The organism is Collinsella sp. 4_8_47FAA (assembly GCF_000763055.1).
Classification (GTDB): Bacteria; Actinomycetota; Coriobacteriia; order Coriobacteriales; family Coriobacteriaceae; genus Collinsella.
The window spans coordinates 1-23,047 of sequence record NZ_KN214136.1; the positions used below are offsets into that span (position 1 = coordinate 1).

The 23,047-nt window shown below is 59.8% G+C and carries 23 protein-coding genes and 1 riboswitch; of the genes, 14 read left to right on the forward strand and 9 right to left on the reverse strand.

The window, feature by feature from the left end; translation table 11 throughout:
* Window positions 1-268: helix-turn-helix domain-containing protein (locus HMPREF9463_RS06350; RefSeq protein WP_148334195.1), on the reverse strand; the 268-nt coding region annotated here is incomplete at its 3' end.
* A gap of 272 nt (window positions 269-540) precedes the next feature.
* On the opposite strand from HMPREF9463_RS06350, the gene HMPREF9463_RS06355 reads away from it, so the two are divergent.
* From HMPREF9463_RS06355 to HMPREF9463_RS06370, 4 genes are all read left to right on the forward strand, one after another.
* Window positions 541-1,704 (forward strand): pyridoxal phosphate-dependent aminotransferase, encoded by a 1,164-nt coding sequence (locus tag HMPREF9463_RS06355; RefSeq protein WP_035137892.1) that lies wholly within the window; start codon window positions 541-543, stop codon window positions 1,702-1,704.
* 201 nt (window positions 1,705-1,905) lie between these two features.
* Window positions 1,906-2,856 carry an L-lactate dehydrogenase gene (locus HMPREF9463_RS06360; RefSeq protein ID WP_035137893.1) on the forward strand — a complete coding sequence of 317 codons (951 nt, stop codon included), beginning with the start codon at window positions 1,906-1,908 and terminating at the stop codon, window positions 2,854-2,856.
* A gap of 126 nt (window positions 2,857-2,982) precedes the next feature.
* Window positions 2,983-4,143, forward strand: a complete 1,161-nt coding sequence (locus HMPREF9463_RS06365) for a DUF2974 domain-containing protein (protein WP_035137896.1) — start codon at window positions 2,983-2,985, stop codon at window positions 4,141-4,143.
* Between the two features lie 110 nt (window positions 4,144-4,253).
* Complete coding sequence (locus tag HMPREF9463_RS06370) at window positions 4,254-5,258, forward strand: nucleoid-associated protein (protein ID WP_022094136.1); 1,005 nt, start codon at window positions 4,254-4,256, stop codon at window positions 5,256-5,258.
* 255 nt (window positions 5,259-5,513) lie between these two features.
* On the opposite strand, the gene dapD is transcribed toward HMPREF9463_RS06370, so the two are convergent.
* Genes dapD through dapA form a run of 3 tightly spaced genes read right to left on the reverse strand, consistent with a single transcriptional unit; the run spans window position 5,514 to window position 9,315 of the window.
* Window positions 5,514-6,233 carry a 2,3,4,5-tetrahydropyridine-2,6-dicarboxylate N-acetyltransferase gene (dapD, locus tag HMPREF9463_RS06375; RefSeq protein WP_084591814.1) on the reverse strand — a complete coding sequence of 240 codons (720 nt, stop codon included), beginning with the start codon at window positions 6,231-6,233 and terminating at the stop codon, window positions 5,514-5,516.
* Window positions 6,234-6,272: 39 nt separating this feature from the next.
* On the reverse strand, window positions 6,273-7,013 hold the full coding sequence (gene dapB, locus HMPREF9463_RS06380) for a 4-hydroxy-tetrahydrodipicolinate reductase (RefSeq protein WP_198019941.1): 741 nt from the start codon (window positions 7,011-7,013) through the stop codon (window positions 6,273-6,275).
* On the reverse strand, window positions 7,006-9,315 hold the full coding sequence (gene dapA / locus HMPREF9463_RS11385; protein ID WP_084591815.1) for a 4-hydroxy-tetrahydrodipicolinate synthase: 2,310 nt from the start codon (window positions 9,313-9,315) through the stop codon (window positions 7,006-7,008). The genes dapB and dapA overlap by 8 nt, the downstream gene beginning before the upstream one ends.
* A 65-nt stretch (window positions 9,316-9,380) precedes the next feature.
* A riboswitch (Lysine riboswitch) is annotated at window positions 9,381-9,549 on the reverse strand.
* Between the two features lie 143 nt (window positions 9,550-9,692).
* Here dapA and HMPREF9463_RS06390 point away from each other — a divergent pair.
* The 7 genes from HMPREF9463_RS06390 to HMPREF9463_RS06420 all read left to right on the forward strand — a co-directional run bounded on the left by HMPREF9463_RS06390 (window position 9,693) and on the right by HMPREF9463_RS06420 (window position 14,471).
* Complete coding sequence (locus HMPREF9463_RS06390) at window positions 9,693-10,880, forward strand: N-acetyldiaminopimelate deacetylase (RefSeq protein ID WP_035137897.1); 1,188 nt, start codon at window positions 9,693-9,695, stop codon at window positions 10,878-10,880.
* A gap of 102 nt (window positions 10,881-10,982) precedes the next feature.
* Complete coding sequence (locus tag HMPREF9463_RS06395) at window positions 10,983-11,264, forward strand: type II toxin-antitoxin system RelE/ParE family toxin (RefSeq protein WP_035137900.1); 282 nt, start codon at window positions 10,983-10,985, stop codon at window positions 11,262-11,264.
* On the forward strand, window positions 11,236-11,577 hold the full coding sequence (locus tag HMPREF9463_RS06400; RefSeq protein ID WP_052044125.1) for a HigA family addiction module antitoxin: 342 nt from the start codon (window positions 11,236-11,238) through the stop codon (window positions 11,575-11,577). The genes HMPREF9463_RS06395 and HMPREF9463_RS06400 overlap by 29 nt, the downstream gene beginning before the upstream one ends.
* An 83-nt stretch (window positions 11,578-11,660) precedes the next feature.
* The gene (locus HMPREF9463_RS06405) at window positions 11,661-11,930 is read left to right on the forward strand and encodes a hypothetical protein (protein WP_035137902.1); all 270 of its coding nucleotides are present in this window, start codon (window positions 11,661-11,663) and stop codon (window positions 11,928-11,930) included.
* A 164-nt stretch (window positions 11,931-12,094) separates the two neighbouring features.
* Window positions 12,095-12,538, forward strand: coding sequence for an FxLYD domain-containing protein (locus HMPREF9463_RS06410; RefSeq protein ID WP_035137903.1), 444 nt, complete (start codon window positions 12,095-12,097; stop codon window positions 12,536-12,538).
* A gap of 32 nt (window positions 12,539-12,570) precedes the next feature.
* Window positions 12,571-12,993: a hypothetical protein gene (locus tag HMPREF9463_RS06415; RefSeq protein WP_035137904.1), complete on the forward strand. Its 423-nt coding sequence runs from the start codon at window positions 12,571-12,573 to the stop codon at window positions 12,991-12,993.
* Between the two features lie 98 nt (window positions 12,994-13,091).
* Window positions 13,092-14,471 carry a serine/threonine protein kinase gene (locus tag HMPREF9463_RS06420; protein ID WP_035137905.1) on the forward strand — a complete coding sequence of 460 codons (1,380 nt, stop codon included), beginning with the start codon at window positions 13,092-13,094 and terminating at the stop codon, window positions 14,469-14,471.
* A 37-nt stretch (window positions 14,472-14,508) separates the two neighbouring features.
* Here HMPREF9463_RS06420 and HMPREF9463_RS06425 read toward each other — a convergent pair whose 3' ends face one another.
* Both HMPREF9463_RS06425 and HMPREF9463_RS06430 read right to left on the reverse strand, forming a co-directional pair.
* Entirely contained in the window at window positions 14,509-15,642 is a 1,134-nt protein-coding gene (locus HMPREF9463_RS06425; RefSeq protein WP_035137906.1) for a coiled-coil domain-containing protein, read from the reverse strand.
* A gap of 234 nt (window positions 15,643-15,876) precedes the next feature.
* A complete protein-coding gene (locus HMPREF9463_RS06430) occupies window positions 15,877-16,509 on the reverse strand; it encodes an MOSC domain-containing protein (protein ID WP_198019943.1) in 633 nt (210 codons plus the stop codon).
* 234 nt (window positions 16,510-16,743) lie between these two features.
* Between HMPREF9463_RS06430 and HMPREF9463_RS06435 the strand changes: the two genes are divergently transcribed.
* Both HMPREF9463_RS06435 and HMPREF9463_RS06440 read left to right on the forward strand, forming a co-directional pair.
* Window positions 16,744-18,000 carry a carboxylate--amine ligase gene (locus tag HMPREF9463_RS06435; RefSeq protein ID WP_035137907.1) on the forward strand — a complete coding sequence of 419 codons (1,257 nt, stop codon included), beginning with the start codon at window positions 16,744-16,746 and terminating at the stop codon, window positions 17,998-18,000.
* Between the two features lie 84 nt (window positions 18,001-18,084).
* Window positions 18,085-18,831, forward strand: a complete 747-nt coding sequence (locus tag HMPREF9463_RS06440) for an aspartate/glutamate racemase family protein (RefSeq protein ID WP_035137908.1) — start codon at window positions 18,085-18,087, stop codon at window positions 18,829-18,831.
* Window positions 18,832-18,955: 124 nt separating this feature from the next.
* Here HMPREF9463_RS06440 and HMPREF9463_RS06445 read toward each other — a convergent pair whose 3' ends face one another.
* The 3 genes from HMPREF9463_RS06445 to HMPREF9463_RS06455 all read right to left on the reverse strand — a co-directional run bounded on the left by HMPREF9463_RS06445 (window position 18,956) and on the right by HMPREF9463_RS06455 (window position 22,224).
* A complete protein-coding gene (locus HMPREF9463_RS06445) occupies window positions 18,956-19,702 on the reverse strand; it encodes an energy-coupling factor transporter transmembrane component T family protein (protein WP_022094111.1) in 747 nt (248 codons plus the stop codon).
* Window positions 19,695-21,446, reverse strand: coding sequence for an ABC transporter ATP-binding protein (locus HMPREF9463_RS06450; protein ID WP_035137909.1), 1,752 nt, complete (start codon window positions 21,444-21,446; stop codon window positions 19,695-19,697). Before HMPREF9463_RS06450 ends, HMPREF9463_RS06445 begins: the two co-directional genes overlap by 8 nt.
* A gap of 208 nt (window positions 21,447-21,654) precedes the next feature.
* Window positions 21,655-22,224, reverse strand: a complete 570-nt coding sequence (locus HMPREF9463_RS06455; RefSeq protein ID WP_035137910.1) for a hypothetical protein — start codon at window positions 22,222-22,224, stop codon at window positions 21,655-21,657.
* Window positions 22,225-22,696: 472 nt separating this feature from the next.
* Between HMPREF9463_RS06455 and HMPREF9463_RS06465 the strand changes: the two genes are divergently transcribed.
* The coding region (locus HMPREF9463_RS06465) for a helix-turn-helix domain-containing protein (RefSeq protein ID WP_035137912.1) at window positions 22,697-23,047 on the forward strand (351 nt) is incomplete at its 3' end.

Sequence of the window (23,047 nt, forward strand, 5' to 3'; positions counted from 1 at the left end):
GCGAGCAGCCGTTGCAGCACCTCGGCCACGCGGAGAGCCTGGGGCAGGCCCCCGACAGGTCCGCGGGCGCGGGCTCGCCGTAGCGCGAGCGCGGCGCGGTGACGTAGCGGTGCGCCGCCACCTCCCTGGTCACGGTCGAGGGCGACCTGCCGAGCTCCGCGGCGATCTCGCGGGCGCTGCGGTTGCGGTCGAGCATCCTCTCGACCGTGTTCCTCTCGTGCCTCGTGAGCCTCCCGTACGACCTTCCGGACGGCTTGGGTCTGGACATGCCGGCCTCCCTCCATCGCGGGCCGGGGGATTCCGGCCCCTCTGGGGTTGCCTACCCGGATTCGCGCCTCAGGACTCAGCGCAACGCGTTGCGCTGAGTCCTGAGGCTGTTGCAATGAAAATGAGAATCAAGGGCGCTCAATCCAGTTGACTAAGGTTGGCTAAATTGAACCAATACGGGGGTTGCAAGCGTTACACTTTTGCAATCTGATGGCCCGTATCGCGCGGCGCTCTTGTCGGAGCGCCGCGTTTTTCATATCGAAAGGTGGCACCATGCAGGCATCGCAGCGTCTCGACCGCTTTGGCGCGGAGGTCTTCGCCTCGCTCAACAACAAGCTTCTCGCGCTGAAGGCTCAGGGCAAGACCATTTACAACATGAGCGTGGGCACGCCCGATTTTAAGCCGTACGACCATGTGGTCGAGGCGCTCACGCAGGCAGCCCAAGATCCTGAGATGTGGAAGTATGCCCTGCGCGACCTGCCCGAACTCAAGCAAGCCGTGTGCGATTACTATGAGCGCCGCTTTGGCGTTTCGGGCATTACGCCGTCTATGGTGCAGTCGTGCAACGGCACGCAGGAGGGCGTGGGCCATTTGGGCCTGGCCCTGCTCGATCCGGGTGACACCATTCTGGTTCCCGATCCGTGTTACCCGGTCTTTGAGGCGGGTGCCAAGATCGCCGATGCCAAGCTCGAGTACTATCCGTTGGTTGCCGAGCACAATTACCTGCCCTATGTGGCGGGCATCGATCCCGAGGTGGCCGATCGCGCCAAGTATATGATCGTGTCGCTGCCCGCCAACCCGGTCGGCTCGGTGGGCACGCCCGAGGTCTACGAGGAGATTATCGCCTTTGCCCGCGAGCATGATCTGTTGATCGTGCATGACAATGCCTACTCCGATATCGTGTTCGACGGCGAGCCGGGTGGCAGCTTCTTGCAGTACCCTGGCGCGCTCGAGGTGGGCGTGGAGTTCTTCTCGCTCTCTAAGTCGTTTAACGTCACCGGCGCACGCATCGGCTTTTTGGTCGGTCGCGAGGATGTGGTCTCGGCCTTTGCCAAGCTGCGCGGCCAGATCGACTTTGGTATGTTCTTCCCGATTCAGAAGGCTGCCATCGCCTGCCTGAACGGTCCGCGCGATGAGGTCGAGGCGCAGCGTCTGAAGTACCAGGAACGCCGCGATGCCCTGTGCGACGGTCTTGAGTGCCTGGGCTGGGAGCGTCCCAACGCGCATGGCTCTATGTTTGTGTGGGCCAAGCTTCCCGGTGGTCGCACCGATTCCATGGCGTTTTGCGAGGAGCTTATGGAGAAGGCCGGCGTTGTGGTGACGCCGGGCGCGAGCTTTGGCCCTTCGGGCGAGGGGCACGTGCGTATGGCACTGGTCCTGCCGCCCGATCAGATCGCTTTGGCTGTCGAGGCCATTCGCGAGGCTGGCCTGTATTAGAAACCTATTTCGACCCGTCAATAGATCGAAACCGATTTCGTGCAGTTATTTTACGAATTCTGCAAACAATTTCGGTAAACGGTCGATTTTTGGCTGCGAATAGGAGCATAATCAAAGTCCCGATTGGATGTATTGGGATTACGGCAAGCCGCTCGGGTCGTTCCCGGGCGGCTTGTTTGTGGAGAGAGATGGGAGTTTCTAATGGTTAACGAGAAGAAGGTCGCTATTGTCGGCTGCGGTTTCGTCGGTTCGTCTTCGGCGTTCGCGCTGATGCAGAGTGGTCTGTTCTCCGAGATGGTCCTCATCGACGTGGACAAGAATCGTGCCGAGGGTGAGGCCCTGGATATCGCGCACGGCATGACATTTGCCGAGCCGATGAAGATCTACGCCGGCGATTATTCCGATGTCGCCGACGCCGCCATGATCGTCGTCACCGCTGGCGCTGCCCAAAAGCCCGGTGAGACTCGCCTGGACCTGGTCAACAAGAACGTTAACATCTTTAAGTCCATTATCCCCGAGATTAAGAAGTCCGGCTTCGAAGGCATTCTGCTCATCGTCTCCAACCCGGTCGATGTTCTGACCTATGCCGCCATCAAGATGTCCGGCCTGCCCGAGGGCCATGTCATCGGCTCCGGCACCGTGCTCGACACTGGCCGTCTGCAGCAGATGCTTGGTGCCCACGTCGAGGTTGACCCGCGCGATGTCCAGGCCTATGTCATGGGCGAGCACGGTGACTCCGAGTTTGTCGCTTGGTCCAGCGCTCAGGTTGCCGGCGTTCCGCTGAACACCTTCTGTGAGCTTCACGGCCACCTGGAGCATGAAGCTGCCGAGAAGCGCATCGCTGAGGACGTCAAGAACTCCGCCTACACCATCATCGAGAAGAAGCACGCCACCTACTATGGCGTCGCCATGGCCGTCAAGCGCATCTGCACCGCCGTTATGCGCGATGAGCAGACCGTTCTGCCTGTCTCCTCGCTCATGGTGGGCGAGTATGGCCTGTCCGATCTTGCCATCTCCATGCCGACTGTCGTTGGCCGCGACGGCGTTGTCTGCCGCGTCCCCGTGCCGCTGAACGATGACGAGCAGCATGAGCTCACCGTCTCCGCCAAGGCCCTCAAGGACATCATCGACAGCGTCGATTTCTCCTGCTAAACCAAGCTCGCTAGAGCGAAAAGCTACAATGAAGGCGTCCGGGTCCACACGGCCCGGGCGCCTTTTGGTGCAAAGTAACCTGACCCCAATGCACCATCCCAATACACCATAGTTGATGGGAGGGCCATGTCGGATTCGCCTAATTTTTTGACCTATGCCCAGACGGCGTTTGATCCGTTTGAGGAGCGGCCGTTCTGCGCGGTGGACAGCCTGGTCTTTGCGTGGTTGTCCTATTTGCGTTTGCCGGGTGATATGGCGGAGCTGACGAACTGGCAGGGCCTAGACGTACGCGAGCTGCTGCGTGCCGAGTGCTACCGGGACATGATTGACGACTTGTGGGACCCGGAGGGGAGCAGGGCCTTGTTGGAGGCCGTGGCAGCAAGTCCTCGCTACCGTGGCGTGCACGTTTGCGGCTATCGTGCCGTGAGCGATGTGGTGGCGACGGAGCAGTTTGCAGCCATGACGTTCCGGTTTCCGGCGGGGTTTAGCTATCTTTCCTTCCGGGGGACCGACAGCACGATTGTGGGCTGGAAAGAGGACTTTAACATGGCGTTCCGGTGTCCTGTGCCGGCCCAGGAATCCGCGGCGCGTTATGTGGACGAGGCGGCGGATGCGATCGACGGGCCGCTTTTGTGCGGAGGTCATTCCAAGGGTGGAAACCTTGCGGTGTACGGTGCGGCGATGTGCTCCGATGTCGCCCGTGAGCGAATCGAACGGGCGTATTCCCATGATGGTCCAGGGTTCGTCGAGGAGTTTCTGAACGGCAACGCCTTTGCCGATCTTTCCGGTCGAATCGACAAGACGCTACCTCGGTCGTCGATCTTCGGCATGATGTTCGAGACGCAGGAGGACTATGCCATCGTTGAGAGCACCGAGTTCAGCCTGCTGCAGCACAATCCCTTTAGCTGGGTGGTTGATGGTCGCGACTTCGTGTACTGTGAGCGCCTGTCCGCCGGTGCTCGATACGTTGATGGTTCCATTCGCGAGATGCTGCTTGCAGTGTCGCCTAGCGAACGCGAGCGTTTTGTAGATGCGTTGTTCTCCGTGTTTGAGGCTACGGGTGCTGAGCGGTTTGCGGATATCGCTGGGAATCTGCGCGAGAGCCTGCCCGTGATGCTCCAGGCTGCGCAAGGCTTTGACAAGGATACGCGACGCTTTGTCTCGCAGACCATCGTGGCAATCCTTAAATGCGCACTGTTGCCCAAACGACCCCAGATCGACGTGCCCGCTGCCGGCAAGAGTTTGGCAGAACAGCTCGAGGCTTGGCAGTCCGAGCTCCTGCGCTAACCATTGGTGCAAGCAACCTGTCCCCGATGCACCAATCTTCGAAGCGCCTGGGGCGGGCTCGACCGCTATACTGATTCGTGCCGAAATCAATCTAGAACGGAATGCCGTATATGAAAATCAATCACGCGATTCTGCATATCCTGGACTTTGACTCTGCCGTCAACGTCATGAGCCAGCGCGAGCTCGATATCGAGAGCCGTACCGTCCGCAACTTCGTGACCACACATCTGCGTCGCGCGCGCACTTCGGCCGATAACAAGCGCGCCACGTTTGCCGAGAACTCTGCGTTTGGCGGTGAGCTCAAGGGCTATTTCTTTGGTGAGCGCGAGTTCGTGGACCTGTCGCAGCAGATTGCGGAGTTTATCTCTTCCGAACTCACCAAGGCTGAGAAAGCCGAGTCCACCGACGTGCTGGTTGCCGATTTTGACGACGATGAGGATGCCCGCTGGTTTGCCGTGATGCTGCTGGGCTCCAAGCAGGCTTTTATGCACGAAGTGGGCCGCGAGGAGGGGGAGGTGCGCAACGACATTGCGCGCCACTATGCCATTCTGCCGAACCCCTCACAAAAGGTGCCGAGCTATGCCATCGTGCGCGCGAGTACCATGGAGATCGGCTACGTGGACAAGAAGCGCAAGATTGCCGGCGAGGACCGTATGCTTATCCCCGATGGCCTGCTGCAGTGCGACACGGGCGTATCGGGTAAGGAGGTCATCGACACCGTGACGCGTGTGGTCGAGGAAGTCGCCGAGGAGCACGGTGCCAATACGGCCGTAGCGCTCGCCAAGGTTAAGGCTGCTGTTGCCGAGAAGGTCGAGGATGACGAGGAGCTGCCGCCTTGGGATATCGTCGACGAGGTCTTTGAGGACGAGCCGGTCATCAAGGAGAGCGTGCGTGCGGCGCTGACCGAAGAGAAGGTGCCCGAGCGTGTGCCCGTGGAGCGCAAGCAGGTCGAACGCGCGGCGGTGCGCAATCATAAGATCCGTACCGACACGGGTATCGAAATCAGCTTCCCGGCCGAGATGGGTTCGAACTCCGAGTACATCGAGTTCGTCAACGAACCCAACGGCCTCATCTCTATCGAGCTCAAGAACATCGGAAGTATTGAGAATCGATAAGCTGCGCTTGGACGTTGCAGAAAAACAAAGGCCGAAGCCCTTTGGGACTTCGGCCTTTTTTTGTTTTCGGCTTGGTTGCTGACATTACCCCGCAGGTTGAGCACACGTCAGCGAAAACGCCCCTAGGCGAGCAAGGTGACGCGAAAGAGGAGGGCATTGACCTTCTGGTCATGCCCGACGATTGAACGTCAGATTGCCGCCTAGGGGCGTTTGCAGCGTCGGGTCGTTACGGCGTTTGGTAAAACGCCGTAACTATTAAAGCTGGCGCAGGCCCTCTTCCAAGCCGGTCTTGCTGTCGGTCTTCTCGTCGCGCATCTTGATGACGCGGGCGGGGACACCGGCCACGACGGCACCGGCGGGGACATCCTCGACGCACACGGCGCCGGCGGCAACAACAGCGCCCTTGCCCACGCGTACGCCCTCCAGGACCACGGCGTTGGCGCCGATCATGACGTCGTCTTCGATGATGACGGGCGTGGCGCTTGCGGGCTCAACGACGCCTGCCAACACGGTTCCAGCGCCGATGTGGCAGTTCTTGCCCACGGTGGCGCGGCCGCCTAGCATGGCGCCCATATCGATCATGGAACCCTCGCCGATAACGGAGCCGATGTTGATGATGGCGCCCATCATGATGACGGCACGGTCGCCAATCTCGACGCGGTCGCGGATGATCGCGCCCGGCTCGATGCGGGCGTTGATGCCCTTAAGGTCGAGCATGGGCACGGCGGAGTTGCGGCAATCGTTCTCCACGTCGTAGTAATCGATGGAATCGGCGTTGGCGTCCAGGATGGCCTTAAGCTCATCCCAGTCGCCAAAGACGGTCTTGCCGCGACGACCGCCGTAGACATGTGCGTCGCCCCAGGCAACCTTCATGCCGGGCTTCTCGCGCACGTACAGCTTGACGGGCGTCTTTTTGGGCGCGGTGGCGATGTAGTTGATAATCTCCTGTGCATCCATCTCGGCTGCGTTGCTCATTTGCTATCTCTCCTTTGGGCGGATTCGGTTGATACCTGGTTAGGCAAACATGACCTGGTCGAACGTATAGAAGCCGGGTTCGCGGGCGACGAGCTTCTGCGCGGCTGCCAGGGCGCCGTTGACAAAGATCTGACGGCTCGTGGCGCGGTGCGTGAGCGTGACCTCCTCGTCCTGGCCAAAGAAACCCACCTCGTGCACGCCGGCGACGGTGCCGCCGCGCAGCGAGTGCATACCGATCTCCTTGGAGTCGCGCGCGCCGCACATGCCCTCGCGACCGTAGACGGGGTGGTAGCCTGCTTCGGGCTCGGCCTCGACTACGGCGTCGAGCAGCAGCTTGGCGGTGCCGCTGGGGGCGTCGACCTTTTGGTTGTGGTGAGTCTCGACAATCTCGCAGTCAAAGCCGGGCAGCTCACGCGTGGCCTGGGCCACTAGATGACGCAGGGCTGCGATGCCGATGGAGTAATTGCCCGAGTGCATAACGCGGGTGTTCTGGCCCAGCTCACGCAGGCGGTCCATCTGCTCGGGGGTGTAGCCTGTGGTGCCCGAGACCAACGCCGCGCCCGTGCGCTCGACATAGGCGACGACGGCTTCGAAGGTCACGACGTTCGAGAAGTCGATGATAACGTCGGCCGCCGGGGCGCTCTCGAGCTCGGACAGATCAAAACCGATCTGGGCGACGATATCAAAAACGGGCTGCCCGCCGGCGTCGACAACGCCTTCGGCGGTGGTGCGGATGAGCGAGCCCATGCGGCCCGTTCCCATAATGACGGTCTTAATCAAGCAGACCAGCTCCCTTCAGAGCGTCGGTAAGTGCGGCGCGCGTGTCGTTGGCCATGGGGCACAGCGGCATGCGGTAGTTGGCTTCGATCATACCCATCTGGGCGAGCGCTTCCTTAACGGGGATGGGGTTGACCTCACTAAAGAGTGCATTGATGAGCGGCTGGCCGGCAATTTGGATATCGCGGGCACGTGCCACGTCACCATCCAGATAGGCGCGGCACATATCATGTACGAGCTGCGGCTGAACGTCGGCCCACACGCTGATGGTGCCCGAGGCGCCCAGGCTCATGAGCGGCACGGTGAGCGCGTCCTCGCCTGAGTACATGCGGAAGTCGTCGGACAGCAGGTGCGCGATCTTGGCCGCGTAGGCGACGTTGCCCGAGGCTTCCTTAATACCCATGATGTTGGGGTGCGCGGCCAAGCGCTCTACGTTGCGCTCGCTGATGCCGCAGCCGCAGCGGCCGGGGATGTTGTACAGGATGCAGGGGATGTCCACGGCGTCGGCGACGGTCTTAAAGTGCTGATAGATACCCTCTTCATTGGACTTGTTGTAGTAGGGGGTAATGAGCAGCAGGCCATCGGCGCCCAAACCCTGGTAGGTGAGCGACTTGGTGAGCATGGTTTGCGTGGAGTTGGAGCCCGAGCCGGCGATGACGGGGACGCGTCCTGCAACCTGCTTGACCACGGCGGCGACAACGGAGTTGTCCTCGTCATCGGTCATCGTGGCGCTCTCGCCGGTGGTGCCCAGGGTGAGGATGGCGTCGGTGCCGTTTTGCAGGTGGAAATCGATAAGGCGCTCGAGTGCGTCAAAGTCGACACTGCCGTCCTTTTTAAATGGCGTAACAAGGGCGACGATTGAGCCCTCGAGATTGCGGATATCCATGTTCTTCTCCTTCGATTCCGCGATCTGGATGCGTTTGTTCCACTGAGCGGCGATGGCCAGGCGCTCGTCTTGGGCGCGACGGCGGGCACTTTCGGCGCGCGACTTGGCCAGCAGCTCTCGGCCGCTCGGCAGCACGTCGAGCGTGGCAAAGTAATCGCCCGGGCGCTCGGCACGGCGGATGAGATCTGCCGAGCCGTCGGGGCGCAGCAATACCTCGGCGGAGCGCAGACGGCCGTTGTAGTTGTAGCCCATGGAGTAGCCATGCGCGCCGGTATCGTGGATCACAAGCAGGTCGCCCATGTCGATATGCGGCAGCTTGCGATCGATGGCGAACTTGTCGTTGTTCTCGCACAGATTGCCCGTGATGTCGTAGGTGTTCGTGACGGGTGCCGTGGTCTTGTCGGGGCCGCCCGGCTGACCCATTACCGTAATGTGGTGGTAGGCGCCATACATGGCAGGGCGGATCAGATCGACGGCGCTTGCGTCGACACCGATATAGTCCTTGTAGATCTGCTTTTCGTGGATGGCCTTGGTGACCAGGCATCCGTAGGGCCCCATCATAAAGCGGCCCATCTCGGTGCAGATCGCCACATCGCCCATGCCGGCGGGGACCAGAATCTCGTCGTAGGCTGCGTGTACGCCCTCACCGATGGCATGGATGTCGTTAGCCTGCTGCTCGGGCAGATAGGGGATACCCACACCGCCGGACAGATTGATGAAGGCGACGTGTGCGCCCGTTTCACGCTCCAGGCGTACGGCAAGCTCAAAGAGGATGCGTGCGAGCTTGGGATAGTAGTCGTTAGTGACGGTGTTACTGGCAAGGAAGGCGTGGATGCCAAAGTCCTCGGCGCCCTTGGCCTTGAGCATGTGGAAAGCCTCAAAGAGCTGCTCGGTGGTCATGCCGTACTTGGAGTCGCCGGGGTTGTCCATAATGCCGTTAGAGAGCTGGAACAGGCCGCCCGGGTTAAAACGGCAGCTTACCGTCTTGGGAATGGGGCCCGCGACGCGCTCAAAGAACTCGATATGGCTTATGTCGTCAAAGTTGACGATGGCGCCCAGTTTATCTGCAAGGGCAAAATCCGCCGCCGGCGTGTCGTTGGACGAGAACATGATGTCGTGGCCGGTGATGCCCAGTGAACGGGCAATCATGAGCTCGGTATAACTCGAGCAATCGCAGCCGCAGCCGTATTCGTTGAGAATGGAGATGAGCGCCGGGTTGGGATTGGCCTTGACGGCAAAGTATTCCTTAAAGCCCGGGTTCCACGCAAAGGCGTCGCGCACCTCTTGCATGTTGCGGCGGATGCCCGCCTCGTCGTATAGGTGAAACGGCGTGGGGAACTGCTCGACGATATGCTCGAGCGTTTCCTTGTCCACAAACGGCTGTTTGGCCGCATATGCTTCGTTGGGGGTCAATGCCATGTCCCGTAAACCTCGCTATCCAGACGGCGCCATCGGCGCATCGAATCCGCATAGCGTGGACCCCATGTCCGGATAGCGCTCCCGCATTGCTGCAGACAGTCCTGCGGGTGTTTCCCGCAGGCCCACCAGGCTGTTCGTGCCCAAAAAACCCAGTTCGGCGGGTTTCGCCTCCCCACGGGGTCAAAGCCTGCCGGCTCGCCCGCGGTTCTTCGTGCCCGCGCCTCTATCAAGTGGTAACGACCCTACCACGTTGCACTTTACCAAACAAGAGTATTCGTATATAACGTTTAAAAATGCAGGGATATGCTGGAAACATGTGTGCCACAATCCTGTATCACAATAAGTTGCAACAGATGTGCCTCACGAAGGGATTCTCTATGACCGAGCTCCAAGAACTCCGTCGCTATCGCCGCGATCTCCATCGCATTCCGGAGCTCGATTTCGATCTTCCGCAGACTATTGCCTATATCGAGGGCGTGTTGGCGCCGCTCGCTTGCGAGGCGACCCATCCGTGTCCCAGCTGCGTCTGCGCTTTCTTCGACGCTGGCGTTGGTGCCGCGCGTGCCACGGCGATTCGCGCCGATATGGATGCGCTGCGCATCGCGGAGGCGACGGGAGCGGCCTTTGCCTCGATCCATCCCGGCAAGATGCACGCTTGCGGACATGACGGACACATGGCCATGGCACTTGCCGCCGCGACGTATGTCGACCGTACGATTCGCGAGCAGCCGGGCGCCATTAGGCGCAACGTTCTCTTTGTGTTCCAGCCGGCCGAGGAAACGACCGGTGGTGCCAAGACGGTATGCGAGAGCGGTGTGTTCGAGCGCTATGGGGCTGACCGCATTTTTGGCTTCCATGTGTGGCCCGATCTGCCTGCCGGCACGTTGGCGAGTTGTTCCGGTCCGCTGCTGGCGCGTTCGAGTGAGACACACATTCATATTCACGGGACGAGCATCCATATCGCTAAGACCTATGGCGTTCCGGTCGAGGAGTCGCACGATGCGGCGCTGGCGGCTGCCAAGTTCTTGGTTGCCGAGCGCGAACTGATGGACGAGCTGGGCACCGACGAGCCCTGTATCGGTAAGTTTGGTCTGCTGCAGGCCGGTACGGTTTGCAACGCGGTGGCGGGGGAGGCCCATGTGGCCGGAAGCCTGCGTGTGTTTACGGACGACATGTTCGACCGGGCGCGCGAAGGCGTGCGCCGCGTGCTGGACGATGCCTGTGCCGCAACGGGCTGCACGTATGATCTCGACTTTGCCGAGGGCTATCCGCCGGTCGACAACGACCCCGAGTTGTTTGCCAGCGTCGCGTCTGCCTTGCCCGGGCTGCAGCTTGTGGAGGAACCGCTGCTGATCGCCGAGGATTTCGCGTTCTATCAACGCCATCTGCCGGGCGTGTTTTTCCTGCTGGGCACGGGTATGCCAGAGGACCAAGACAACCCGAGTGATTCGGATGGCTGTCCCGCCTATGCCACAAGCGCTCTGCATACCGATAGCATGCTCTTCGACGAGGAAATCCTTCTCAAAGGCCTCGATGTCTACAAACGATTGCTTTTGCTTGACTAAGGCGCAAAGGACTATTTGTTCTAGAAAACACGAACAAACGTACGATATAATAGAGATGTAAGTCTATAGAAACGTTTGACGTTACTAACGTAAGGCGATACTATGATTGCATCGTATAAAGATGAGGATACCGAACGCTTTGCCATGGGTGTGCGGGTCAGGAGGTTCGTGCCCTTTGAGCGTGTTGCGTTGAGGAAGATTCGCCAACTGCAGGTTTGTGCTTCGCTTGATGATCTTCGCGTTCCACCGGGCAACCGCCTGGAAGCTTTGAAGGGCGATCGTGCCGGTCAATATAGTATCAGTGTTAACGAGCGCTATCGGGTCTGTTTTGAGTGGAGACAGGAGATGGCTTGGAATGTCGAAATCGTCGATTATCACAAGTGATGAGACTTCGGCCGATTTGCTGTCGCCGGTGACTCCTGGTGAGCTTCTCAAAGAGGAGTTTCTTGTTCCCATGGGCATTTCTCAATATCGCCTTGCGAAAGAGACTGGGATTCCGGCTCAGCGTATCGGGCAGGTTGTCTTGGGAAAACGTCGCGTGACGGCCGACACCGACCTCCGTCTTTGCCGTTATTTTGGCCTGACGGATGGTTATTGGCTGCGCGCTCAGGTGGCGTTTGACCTTGAGGCCGAGAAAAGGCGGATCGAACCGGAACTCGACAAGATCGTTCCTGTTCAGCAGGCTATCGCACTGTAGTGCTCAAAGATGATGGGGGTGGCGCGGCGATGAGGCGACGCCGACAGTCTGCCGTATATAGTCCGGGTGGATGCGGGTGCGGTTTGCTGCTGCTTCCGGTCATCGCTGTGGGCATTGGCGTGATGTTTGTGCTTGCTGGGCTGGCTACGGCGGCACTCGTACTGTTTATCACTGCTATCGGCGTGACGATTTGGCTTTATCGCAGTCGTGAGCAGCGCCGCGCCGACGGTAAGACCAATGTAGGATGGATTGCCTTTTTGGTCATCGCCTACCTGCTGAGCATCAGCTATTTGGCCTTCTTTATCCTGTTGCTTGTGAGCACCTTTACCGGGGAATCCGTCACGGTGGGTTGATGCACTGCCAGCAGACGGTTGCGCAAAGTGCGTTTGCTCGGCGTTTGGATAACCGCATTGGCCGTTTACCGCAGCCTTAGCTCTCAGCTAATGAATTCAAGTTTAATCCTTCCTACGATGTGCTGTGTGCCGGCACGGTAGCCGGATCGTAGGAAGGATGAATAATGGCAAAAGAGGGAAAGAAGCCAATCGGTAAGATTGTCCTAGGCATCATCGTGGTGCTGGTTATTGTCGGTGCCGTGGGCTCTATGGGCGGCAACTCAACCGATTCGTCTGCGAGCGATTCGGCAAAACCTGCCGAGACGACACAGCAGGCTGAGGAGCAAAAAGAACCGCAAGAACCGTATACCATTGCTGACGAGGCTGAAGACACTTCCAATCAGTTTACCTATAAGATCACGGGCACCCTGACCAATAACACGGACAAGGAAAAGAGCTACATTCAGATTGAATATGTTCTGTATGATGCCGATGGCAACCAGGTTGGAACGGCTCTTGCAAACACCAATCATCTGAAGGCGGGCGGCTCCTGGAAGTTCGAGGCGCTGGGTACGGTGTCTCCCGACCAGGTTGCTAGCTGGGAGCGTTCGGACGTAAGCGGTTTCTAGCATGTTGCATGCACTGGGGGAGGTGAAGTCGTATGTCCGATAAAAAGCTGACCGAGGAGTTGCTCAATGAGCTTCTCGATGCGCCGAACATCGATGGCTATATCAGGGAGCACGACTTTGCCGCCCCGTCGCTTTTGGACTACCTGAAGCAGCTACTACAGGAAAAGGGCTTGGAGCGCTCGCGCGTGGTCCGTATGGCTGATCTCAATGAGACCTTTGGCTATCAGATCTTTACCGGTGCGCGTCATCCGAGTCGCAATAAGGTGCTGCAGATTGCCTTTGCGATGGCGCTGACGCTCAAAGAGACCAATCGTGCGCTGACGGCTGCCGGGGTAAGCGTCCTTAACTGCATGGACCGCCGCGATGCGATTATCATCTTTTGCATCGATCGCGGGTGCAGCCTCCAAAAGGTCAACGAGGAGTTGTATCGCTTTGGCGAGGAGACGGTGAGTTAGCGGCTGATATCTGAGCTGGCGGAGCTGCCGAACAACGACGCAAACGAACGGGGCGCGGATGCCATGGGGTGTCTGCGCCCTGCGCTATGATGGAGGCTATGGATGCTCAGACCCCAACATATTCCAATGACGAGCTGACCGCAGCGCTTGCCGAGCACCTGGCGTCGCTCGATCGCGACGACAGCTATCGCGTGGAGCGTGTACTTAAGCGCTCGTCCGTTGAAACAACCGAGCTCGTGTACTTTGAAGGAACCGGCGGTGGTTCGCTCGGCCCCTTTGTCCGTAAACGTATCGATGCTTCGGCTCAAATCGGCGGGGCATACGAGCGCCTGTTTGCCGCTCAGCGGGCAGGCAGGCGTTTTGAGCACCTGCCCAGAATCGTCGATTGCCGTCGTGTGGGCGACGAGCTCAACGTGGTTATGGAATACATCGAAGGGGAGACGCTCGGGGCGCTGGTGGACCGTCTGGGAGCCACCCCCGATTATGCGCGTGAATTGTATCCTGCCCTATGCGATGCCGTGGGCGAGCTCCACGCCGGTTTTGCAATGGCGGGGGAGACGTCGGCGCCGGTGATCCATCGTGACCTCAAGCCGTCGAATATCATCGTGACAGGTGCCAACTATACGCCTGATGACGGCCTGACATTTTCATCGCTGGTGATTATCGACTTGGGGATCGCTCGCGTATGGCGCGACGGCGCCGATGCCGACACCGTCAAGTTTGGGACACGGCCCTATGCGCCGCCCGAGCAGTATGGGTTTGGGCAGACGAGCGTGCGAAGCGACGTCTACGCACTTGGCGCCCTGTTGTTCTTCTGCTTGACGGGAGTCGACCCTAAACCAGGGCTCGACCTGCGCGAGCAATGCGAGGCGCGTGGCATTCCCGCTCCACTTGCCGATGCCGTCTGCATGTCGATGGCGCTCGACCCGGCCAAGCGTTTTGCGAGTGCGGAAGCATTGGGACGGGCGACGCGCGCGGCATACGATCTGAGTCGGCCCGTGCGGCCTCTTGCGCCTGTGGCTGTCCGTACTCCGGCCTCGGAGACGGTGTTGACGCCCCAAGGGCTCCAGAACCCCGCAGGGCTTCGTAGGCCTGCCGCCTCCGCTGCATGCGGTCTGCTCTCTCGCGTTCCGGAGTCTTTGGGGCGCATTTGGAATACGCTCGTCTGCTTCTCGCTGCTCGTGTTCTTTGCCGGGAGTCACTTTGCCGTCTTTCATCCCACCGGAGCAACCCAAAGCTACCCGACGTGGCTTCTCATAATCGAGTATTTTTTCTTTGTCGATGGCCTTATGGTGCTTATGCATTTTGCGCTGCTCGACAAGCGCCGTCTTCGTCGGCGATTCGCATTGCTCGACAGCTATCGCGGCAAGAAGCTCGCGAAACTCTGGCTCAAGGCATTGGGTGTGCTGCTCCTATGCATGATCGTCATAGTTGCGGTTGCCAATGCGACCGGCGTCGTCGATACCTCCGCTACCTAAAAGAAAAGGGCCCCATTGGGGCCCTTTGCAGTTGCACTTAGATGCGGTTCATCTGAGCGGCGACTTTGTTGTACCAGTCCTGCCACGTGGGCGGGCAGTACTTTTTGGCCGCAGCCGGGGTAAGGGTGGAGCCGTAGTTGGCGCCCAGATAGGCAACGTGGGCGGAGATGCCCTCGCTCCAGCTGCCAAAGCTGCGCCAACCGCCGCCACGTGCACTCCAGCCCCAGGCGTTGTAGGAATTGGCGCAATAAGCACCCTTGGTGCTCTCGATGCAGGCGATGGCGGGGGACCAACGGGGGTCGACACCGGTATTCCAAGCGGCGACGGCAAAGTTATAGCCCTGGCCTGCCATGGGGGAGCCGGCGAGATAATTGTCGATGCGGCTCGTCCACTCATTAATGAACGAATCGTAATCGGAGCTACCGGTATTGGCGTTGTTTACCGTGGTGTCGATGGTGGTGTTGGTGTTGGTGGCCTGGCTGCTGGAATTGCTGCCGCTTACGCCCTCGCCCGAGAGCTTCTCGGCGGCAGCGGCCTTATCGGCCTCAAGCTTGGCAAGCTCGGCGGCATTTTCCTGCTCGGCTTTTGCCTGTGCCTCGCTGCGGAGCTGCTGGGCCTGCGCCAGCGCATCCTCGGCGTTTTTCTGCTCTGTCTCAAGCTGAGACCTGGCCTGCTGGAGCTCAGCCTTGTTCTGCTCGAGTTCGGTTTGCATGTTATTGAGCTCTTCGATCTCGTCGACGCTCGAGCTCGTGATTTGGTTGGTGTATTTGCAGGTCGTGATGAACTCACCCAGGCTCTGTGCGTTGACCAGGAAGCTCACGATGGGATTGGTGCCCTTCTGATACTTGTACAGATCGCGCATGGCGGAGCTTGCCTTGGCCTGCTGCTCGGGAAGCTTGGCCTCGATTTCCTCGATGCTTGCCTCATTGGAGTCAATCTGCTTTTGCAGGTCATCGAGTTTGGTGCGGGCGTCGTTGTAGGCGCTCGTGGCGGCTTCGATCTTCTGCTGGGCTGCGGAAAGCTGGTCCTGCGTTGCCTGCGAGGCGGCATACGCCGCAACGGGGGAGAGCATCGGCGTGGCCGTCAGCGCAACGGCGAGCGCGGCGCTCGTGATGATACGAGCCGGCTTCGACGCAATGAGCGCTGCGGTGCGATGATTCGAATGCTGCATCCAGTCCCTCTGCAATCAATCGTAGGTTATGGTTCGAACGGTATTCTACTACTGCTTTCGACCTCAACTTGAACCTTAAAGGTTCCAAAGGGTCAAGTTGAACTTGAGGCTTTGGCTTTGACCTGCAGTTATGATGAATTGTTGAGAAACCATAGAGTTCAACTTTAACGTTACAGAGCCCTGTTTGAGAGGAGTTTTGGGCTGTAAAAGCTATCTCAACGTGGGGTTTTATAACTACAGCGTGCCCTTCTGGCGAGCCTGCTCAATCTCTTCGAGGGCCTCGGCGGGGGTGAACGAACAGGTGCCGTCGCCGAGTTTGACTACCCGGATATCGTCGCCGGTATGGACCTCTCCGCCCTTTAGTACCACGCCAAAAATGCCCTCGTGGGGAAAGATGCAGTCGCCAGCGAGATAGTAGATGGCGCAACGGGTGTGGCAGACCTTGCCGATTTGGCTGATTTCGACGAGCACGTCGCTTCCAAGCTTGAGCTGTGTGCCCAAGGGGAGCGAGAACAGGTTGATGCCCCGGGTTGTGAAGTTTTCTCCAAAGTCACCCTCGTGAACGTCGAGCCCGCGTGCCTGCGCCGTCTGGATGGACTCCGCGGCTAAAAAAGAGACCTGGCGGTGCCAATGTCCGGCGTGCGCATCGGTGGCGAGACCAAATTGCTCTATAACGGTGTCGCGTCCATCGGCGACGGGCGACTTGCGCGTGCCCTTGTGTGCCGACGTGTTGATCGAGACGATGTGGGCGGGTCCGTTGTAGGCGTCGTTTGCCGTGCACAGGGGAGCGGTCGCTTTTGCACGTTCCGCCAGCTCGCGCTTCGCGGCATCGAGGATGGAATTATCGGTCGGATGGTCTTGGGGCACGCGCGCGCCTTTCGCTCGAGGATGTCAATACACTGAATCCTACAACAATGGTAGGTTCATTGCCCGTTGTCATACAACGGTGAGCGCCGTCTTCGTGCTGGCCTTCGTGCTGGACGATTACGTCGATTGCCATAGATACGGTGGAGCTTTGGGCGCCGGCGGCTTGGCACGCTAGAATAAATCAGTTGCGCAAAGACCGCCCGTTGCGTGGGCAGTTCATGATAGGAAGTTTCCATGGCATTGCAGTTTACAGAGCGCGAGTTCATTCCCGTGCTGCTCGGTGGCGACATCAACGCCTATTCGGTGGCGCGCGCCTTCTACGAGGAGTACCAGGTCAAGAGTCTGGTTTTTGGCAAGTATCAGACGGGTCCCGCGTACCGCAGCCAGATTATCGACTACACGCCCAACGTGGATATCGACACCATGCCCGTGATGCTCAAAACCGTCAACGGCATTGCCCAAGCGCATGCCGACAAGACTATTGTCCTTGTGGGCTGTGGCGACAACTATGTCGCTCTCGTGGCCCAAGCCAAGGATGCTCATGAGCTGGCGGATAACATCGTCGCTCCCTACGCGCCCTATAGCATGCTCGAGCAGTGCCAGAAGAAGGAGATCTTCTACGAGCTGTGCGAGAAGCATGGCGTGCCCTATCCGCACACGTTTACCTTTACCAAGGCGATGCTTAATGCCCAGGGCGAGGCGCCTGCCGAAGTGCTCGACCAGATCGATTTTCCTTACCCGATGATTTTGAAGCCTTCTGACGGCATCATGTGGTGGCAGCACGAGTTCGAGGGCCAGAAGAAGGCCTACGAGATTGCCGACCGCGCCGAGCTGGAACAGGTCATTCGCGATTCGTATGCCAGCGGCTACACCGACGATCTGATCTTGCAGGACCGCGTGCCCGGCAACGACGAGTACATGCGCGTGCTCACCAGCTATTCCGACCGCAACGGCAAGGTGCGCATGATGTGCCTGGGCCATGTGCTGCTCGAGGAGCATCAGCCCCACGGTGTCGGCAACCATGCCTGTATCATCACCGAGCCCAACGACGAGCTCATGGGCGGCGTGCGCAAGCTGCTCGAGGACCTTCACTTTGTGGGCTATTCCAACTTTGACGTTAAGTACGACGAGCGCGACGGCTCGTTTAAGTTCTTCGATTTCAACACGCGCCAGGGTCGCAGCAACTACTACGTCACCAACAGCGGCTTTAACGTTGCCAAGTATGTGGTGGACGAGTATGTGTTCAACCGCCCGTTTGAGCCGGAGTTTGTGACGGCACAGGACGAGGCGCTGTGGATGGTCGTCCCCATGGGCGTCGTCGACAAGTACGTCAAGGATCCCGAGCTGCGCGCTAAGGTGCATCGCCTGGACAAGGAAGGCAAGGGCGCCGACCCTTCGTTTATGAAGGGCGACTTTGTCTTTAACCGCTGGCTGCGCATGTGGCACACCAAGCTGCGCCACTTTAAGCTGTTCAAGACGTATTACAAGTAGATGAGTGCGGCGCCCGTCCGGTTTACATCGGGCGGGCGCGGGTATGATACGCGCAATTGCGCAAGCGTCACCAAGGAGGCGGCGATGGAAAAGCTGGGAGTTATCGGCGGCATGGGCGCCGAGGCCACGTCGTATTACTACGACCAGGTGGTGCGTCATACGGCTGCTGCCTGCGATCAGGAACATATCGACATGGTGGTGCTCTCCAAGTCGACCATGCCCGACCGCACGCTGGCCATTAAGACCGGCGAGCATGCCAAGCTGCTGGCGACCATGAAAGAGTGTGCCCGGGCACTCGAGTCGCTGGGCTGTGCGCACATTGCCATTCCCTGCAACACGTCGCACTACTTCTACGACCAGATCCAGTCGTTTACGAAGGTGCCGATTATCCACATGCCGCGTGAGTCGGTTCGTTATGCCCTTGCGGGTGCGGTGATGGGAGAGTGCGAGTTCGACCCCAACCTGAGTGTGCCGGCCGAGCCGGTGCATAAGATCGGCATCATGGGCACCGATGGCACCGTGGGCGCGGGCGTCTACGGCCGCGAATGTAAGGCTGCGGGTGTTGAGGTCGTCTATCCCAGCGAGAAACGTCAGAACGATGTGATGTCGCTTATCTACGATGATGTGAAGGCCGGACGTGAGCCCGATATGGATAAGTTCGACCGCGTGATGTGGGAGTTCGCCCGTAGCGGCTGCGACCGCGTCATTCTGGCCTGCACCGAGCTCTCGGTGCTGCAGAAGTACCGAGAGATGCCCGAGATCACCCTCGACGCCATGGATGTCCTAGTGCGCGAATCCATCATCCGTAGCGGCGCCCCCTACCGCCTCTAGCTTCCGACCTGTCAAAAAGGGACAGGTTAATTTTGGTAGGTTTTATCTGGTGAAACAGTAAGGCCTCGGCTCGTTTGGTGCGAGCCGAGGCCTTTTGCGTTGGGCGGTTGCTGTCAGTGGTGAACTAGAACAGGAAGCCGATGGCGATGAGGGCGATGCTGACGATGAGCACGGCGATGTCTAGGCCCTTGATGGGGTAGCGCTTGTACGAGCTGGCGCGCGTACGCAGATAGAAGCCGCGCTGTTCTGCCGCCAAGGCTGTGGCATCGGTCTTGCCCACGCTCGAGATGAGCAGCGGCACGCACAGTGGCAGCATGAGCTTAAGCTTCTTGATGGGGTTCTTGGTGTCGTACTCGACGCCGCGTGCGGTCTGCGCCTCCATGATGGCGTTCATCTCTTGACCAAACACCGGCACGAAGCGCAGCGCCGTGGTAAAAGTGAAAGCATAGCGATACGGCACGTGCAGCACCTCGACGCAGGCGTTGGCAAGGTCGTTGAGCTTGGTCACCATGAGCATGAGGATGAGTGGTAACGCCACACCCAGCAGGCGCAGACAGGCCTTCGATCCTGTGATGAGACCCGTGTCGGTGATAAAGCCCCACACCACGTTGCCATCGCGCATAAAGGCCAGCTGGAGCACCAGCATGATAAGCGCGAGCGGAATCAGCAACTTGAGCAGCGAGAACAGACGGTCGACGACGCCGGCATAGGCACCCAGCGCAAGGGTGAGTGCCAAAAAGCCCAGCAGCGCCACGTAGGTGTCGGACAAGAAGATGCCGACGATGATGGCGGCGGCGAGGCCCAGTTTGACGACGGGGTTCAGGCGATGCAGCAGCGTATCGCCCGGCATGTAGTCGATGACGTTAACCACGGTGGACCATCTCCTTGGTAATTCGAACGACATCGGTGACCTCGCTCACCTGCGCAAAAGCGGGCGAGACGGAAGATGCCAGACGGCGCGAGAGTTCGATGACCTGGGGCGGCTCAACGTAGGCATGCTGCATGAGTTCGATGTTCGAGAACAGCTCGTGCGTGCGGCCGCGGTCGAGGATGCGACCGTCGGCCATTACCACAATGCGCTCGGCAAAATCCGAGACGACTTCCATATCGTGGCAGACCATGATGACGGCGCAACCGCGCTCGGCCATGGTGCGTACCGTTTCCATCACGGTCATGCACTCACGGTAGTCCAAGCCGCTCGTGGGCTCGTCGAGCACGACGATCTTGGGCTCAACCACTACGACGGAGGCAAGTGCCACCATTTGTCGCTGGCCACGCGAAAGCGAGAACGGTGCCTCGTCGGCGGGCAGACCAAAGCGGTCGATGACCAGCTGGGCGCGACGCAGAGCCTCGGCACGGTCCATGCCGCCCAGCTCCAAGCCAAAGGCGACCTCGTCGAGCACGGTATCCTTGCAGATCTGGTGGTCGGGGTTTTGGAAGAGCGTTGCGACCTCGCGGGCGATACGGCTCGTGGGGACCGCGGCAGTATCCAGGCCCGTAACGCGCACGCTGCCCGAGGCGGGCTTAAGCAGGCCCGTGAGCAGCTTGGTGAGCGTGGTCTTGCCGGCACCGTTCTGGCCGACGATGCCCACGAGCTCGCCAGGATAGAGCGTCAGGCTAAGGTCGTGTACGGCGGCGCCGCCATTGGGATAGGCAAACTCAACATGGTCGAAGGTGAGTACGGGTTCGGCGTCCTTGGCATGAGGACGCAACGACGGTGCATGTGGGGAACCGGTGGGCGCCTGGGCTTCGATGGCCGCGTGTGCGGGGTCGACGATGCCCGAAATCAGGAGCTCAGCCTCATCGACATCCAAGCAGGGGGTACCGCTTACCATGCCATCGGCCTCGAGGCTATTGAAGATACGCGTGACGCGAGGGCAGTCGACGCCGATGGCACGGAGCTCGTCGGCATGCGCGAAGACCTCGTGTGGCTCGCCCTGCAGCGCAATTTCGCCATGGTTGAGCACGAGCACGCGGTTGCAGTACTCCGAGAGCAGAGCGACCTTTTGCTCAACGACGACGATGGTGATTCCAAGTACGCGGTTTGCCTCACGCAGCGTCTCGAAGACCAATGTGGAGCTGGCGGGGTCGAGTGCCGCGGTGGGCTCGTCGAGAACCAAGACGCGCGGACGCATGGCGAGGATGGCGGCGATGGCTACCTTTTGCTTCTGTCCGCCCGAGAGGGTTGCGATCTCGCGGTCGCGCAGGTCGCTGATGCCGACGGTCTCGAGCGTTTCGCTCACGCGCTGCTCGATCTGGTCGTGGGGAACGCCAAAGTTCTCGAGGCCAAAGAGCATCTCGTCCTCGACGATCGAAGCGACCATCTGCGTGTCGATATCCTGTAGCACACTGCCGACGATTTGCGACACGTCGGTGAGCGAGACTTCGCAGGTGTCGTGGCCGTCGACCATGACGGACCCAAAGAACGTGCCGGTGTAGTGGTGGGGCACGGCGCCCGACAGGCAGGCGGCAAGCGTGGACTTGCCGGCGCCCGAGGGCCCGATGATGCCGATGAAATCTCCCTTGTTCACGCTGAGCGAGATGTGGCTGAGCGCCTGCTCGGTCTGCGTGCCATAGGAGAACGAGACATCGTCGACGTTGATGATCGTTTCCATGGATACCTTTCATAGTCATCGGTGTTTCTTGAATGACGAACCGTATAAGAACGTCCATGAGCTCGTTGTTTGGGACAGTCTTTGGTGGTGAAGTACGGAGACGGCTTTACGAGGTGCCCCAGGTTGGCGCGAAAGAGGAACGAAGCGTACTTGGGTACGCGAGCGACGAATGAACGCCAAGATGGGGTGGCTCGTAAAGCCGAGCAGGTTAGTTGAGCTTAAGGGCCTTCTGGATGGGCATGTAGAGGGCGCCGACCAGAATGGCGTTAAAGACGGCGGTCATGGCGACGACGGGCAGCATGGCGGCGGCGAGCTCGCCGACCACGCCGAGCATGGCCATCTTGATGATCATGAAGATGACGCCGGAGACAAAGGTGGTCAGGAAGGTTGCGACAATGGCGATGGCGGGCTTGACCTGACCGTTCTTGCCAGCGGCGTTGACGATGCCGGCCATGAGCATGGCGGCGATGCCCTCGGCGGCAAAATCGACGAACGGCGAAGTGGTGGTGATCTGGATCACGGCAGCCGAGATGAGGCCAATAACGAGCGCCTGGCCGATGTTGGGGCGAACGACCAGGATGGTGAGGCAGAAGGCCGAGATGATGAACTCGGGGCTGATCATGCCGCCCGAGATGCCCGAGATTGCCTTGCCGACGGTGAAGTTGAGGATGAAGCCGGCGGCAAGCAGGATGGCGAGCAGGACAAGGGCGCGGATATCGAGTTTGCCGCGGTCGGCGGTCTGGACGGTGCGGGGCTGGGCGGTGGTGTTCTGAGACATGGTGAAAGTCCTTTCGAAAAAGGGAGTGTAAGAGAAAAACGGAGGCGCGTGATGCGAATGCGATCGGGCTCGAGATAGAAAAAGGCCCCCGGTCGAAACCGGAGGCCTTCCAATCACCTAGAGCGCAAAAACAGGCGTGAGGGACTCACTTTCGACCGATCGTATTCGCATCACGCCACCACCAGTTGTTGAGGGACTTCATCGTGTTCATCATCTTGGTGGCTCCTTTCGTGATGCCTTGGCGCGGTTGCACCTCATTGCTGTTGCGCTGCACTATAGCACAGCGAAGTGTGTGCGGGGAAATCTTTTTTTGAAAAGATTTCAGCGGCGTTTCCTGCCCCTTGATTCTCATTTTCATTGCAACAGCCTCAGGACTCAGCGCAACGCGTTGCGCTGAGTCCTGAGGCGCGAATCCGGGTAGGCAACCCCAGAGGGGCCGGAATCCCCCGGCCCGCGATGGAGGGAGGCCGGCATGTCCAGACCCAAGCCGTCCGGAAGGTCGTACGGGAGGCTCACGAGGCACGAGAGGAACACGGTCGAGAGGATGCTCGACCGCAACCGCAGCGCCCGCGAGATCGCCGCGGAGCTCGGCAGGTCGCCCTCGACCGTGACCAGGGAGGTGGCGGCGCACCGCTACGTCACCGCGCCGCGCTCGCGCTACGGCGAGCCCGCGCCCGCGGACCTGTCGGGGGCCTGCCCCAGGCTCTCCGCGTGGCCGAGGTGCTGCAACGGCTGCTCGCACAGGAGGGGCTACGGCTGCTCGAGGAGGCCCAGGGTGTTCTACAGCGCCAGGAGGGCGCAGGAGGCGGCCGACGCCGAGCTC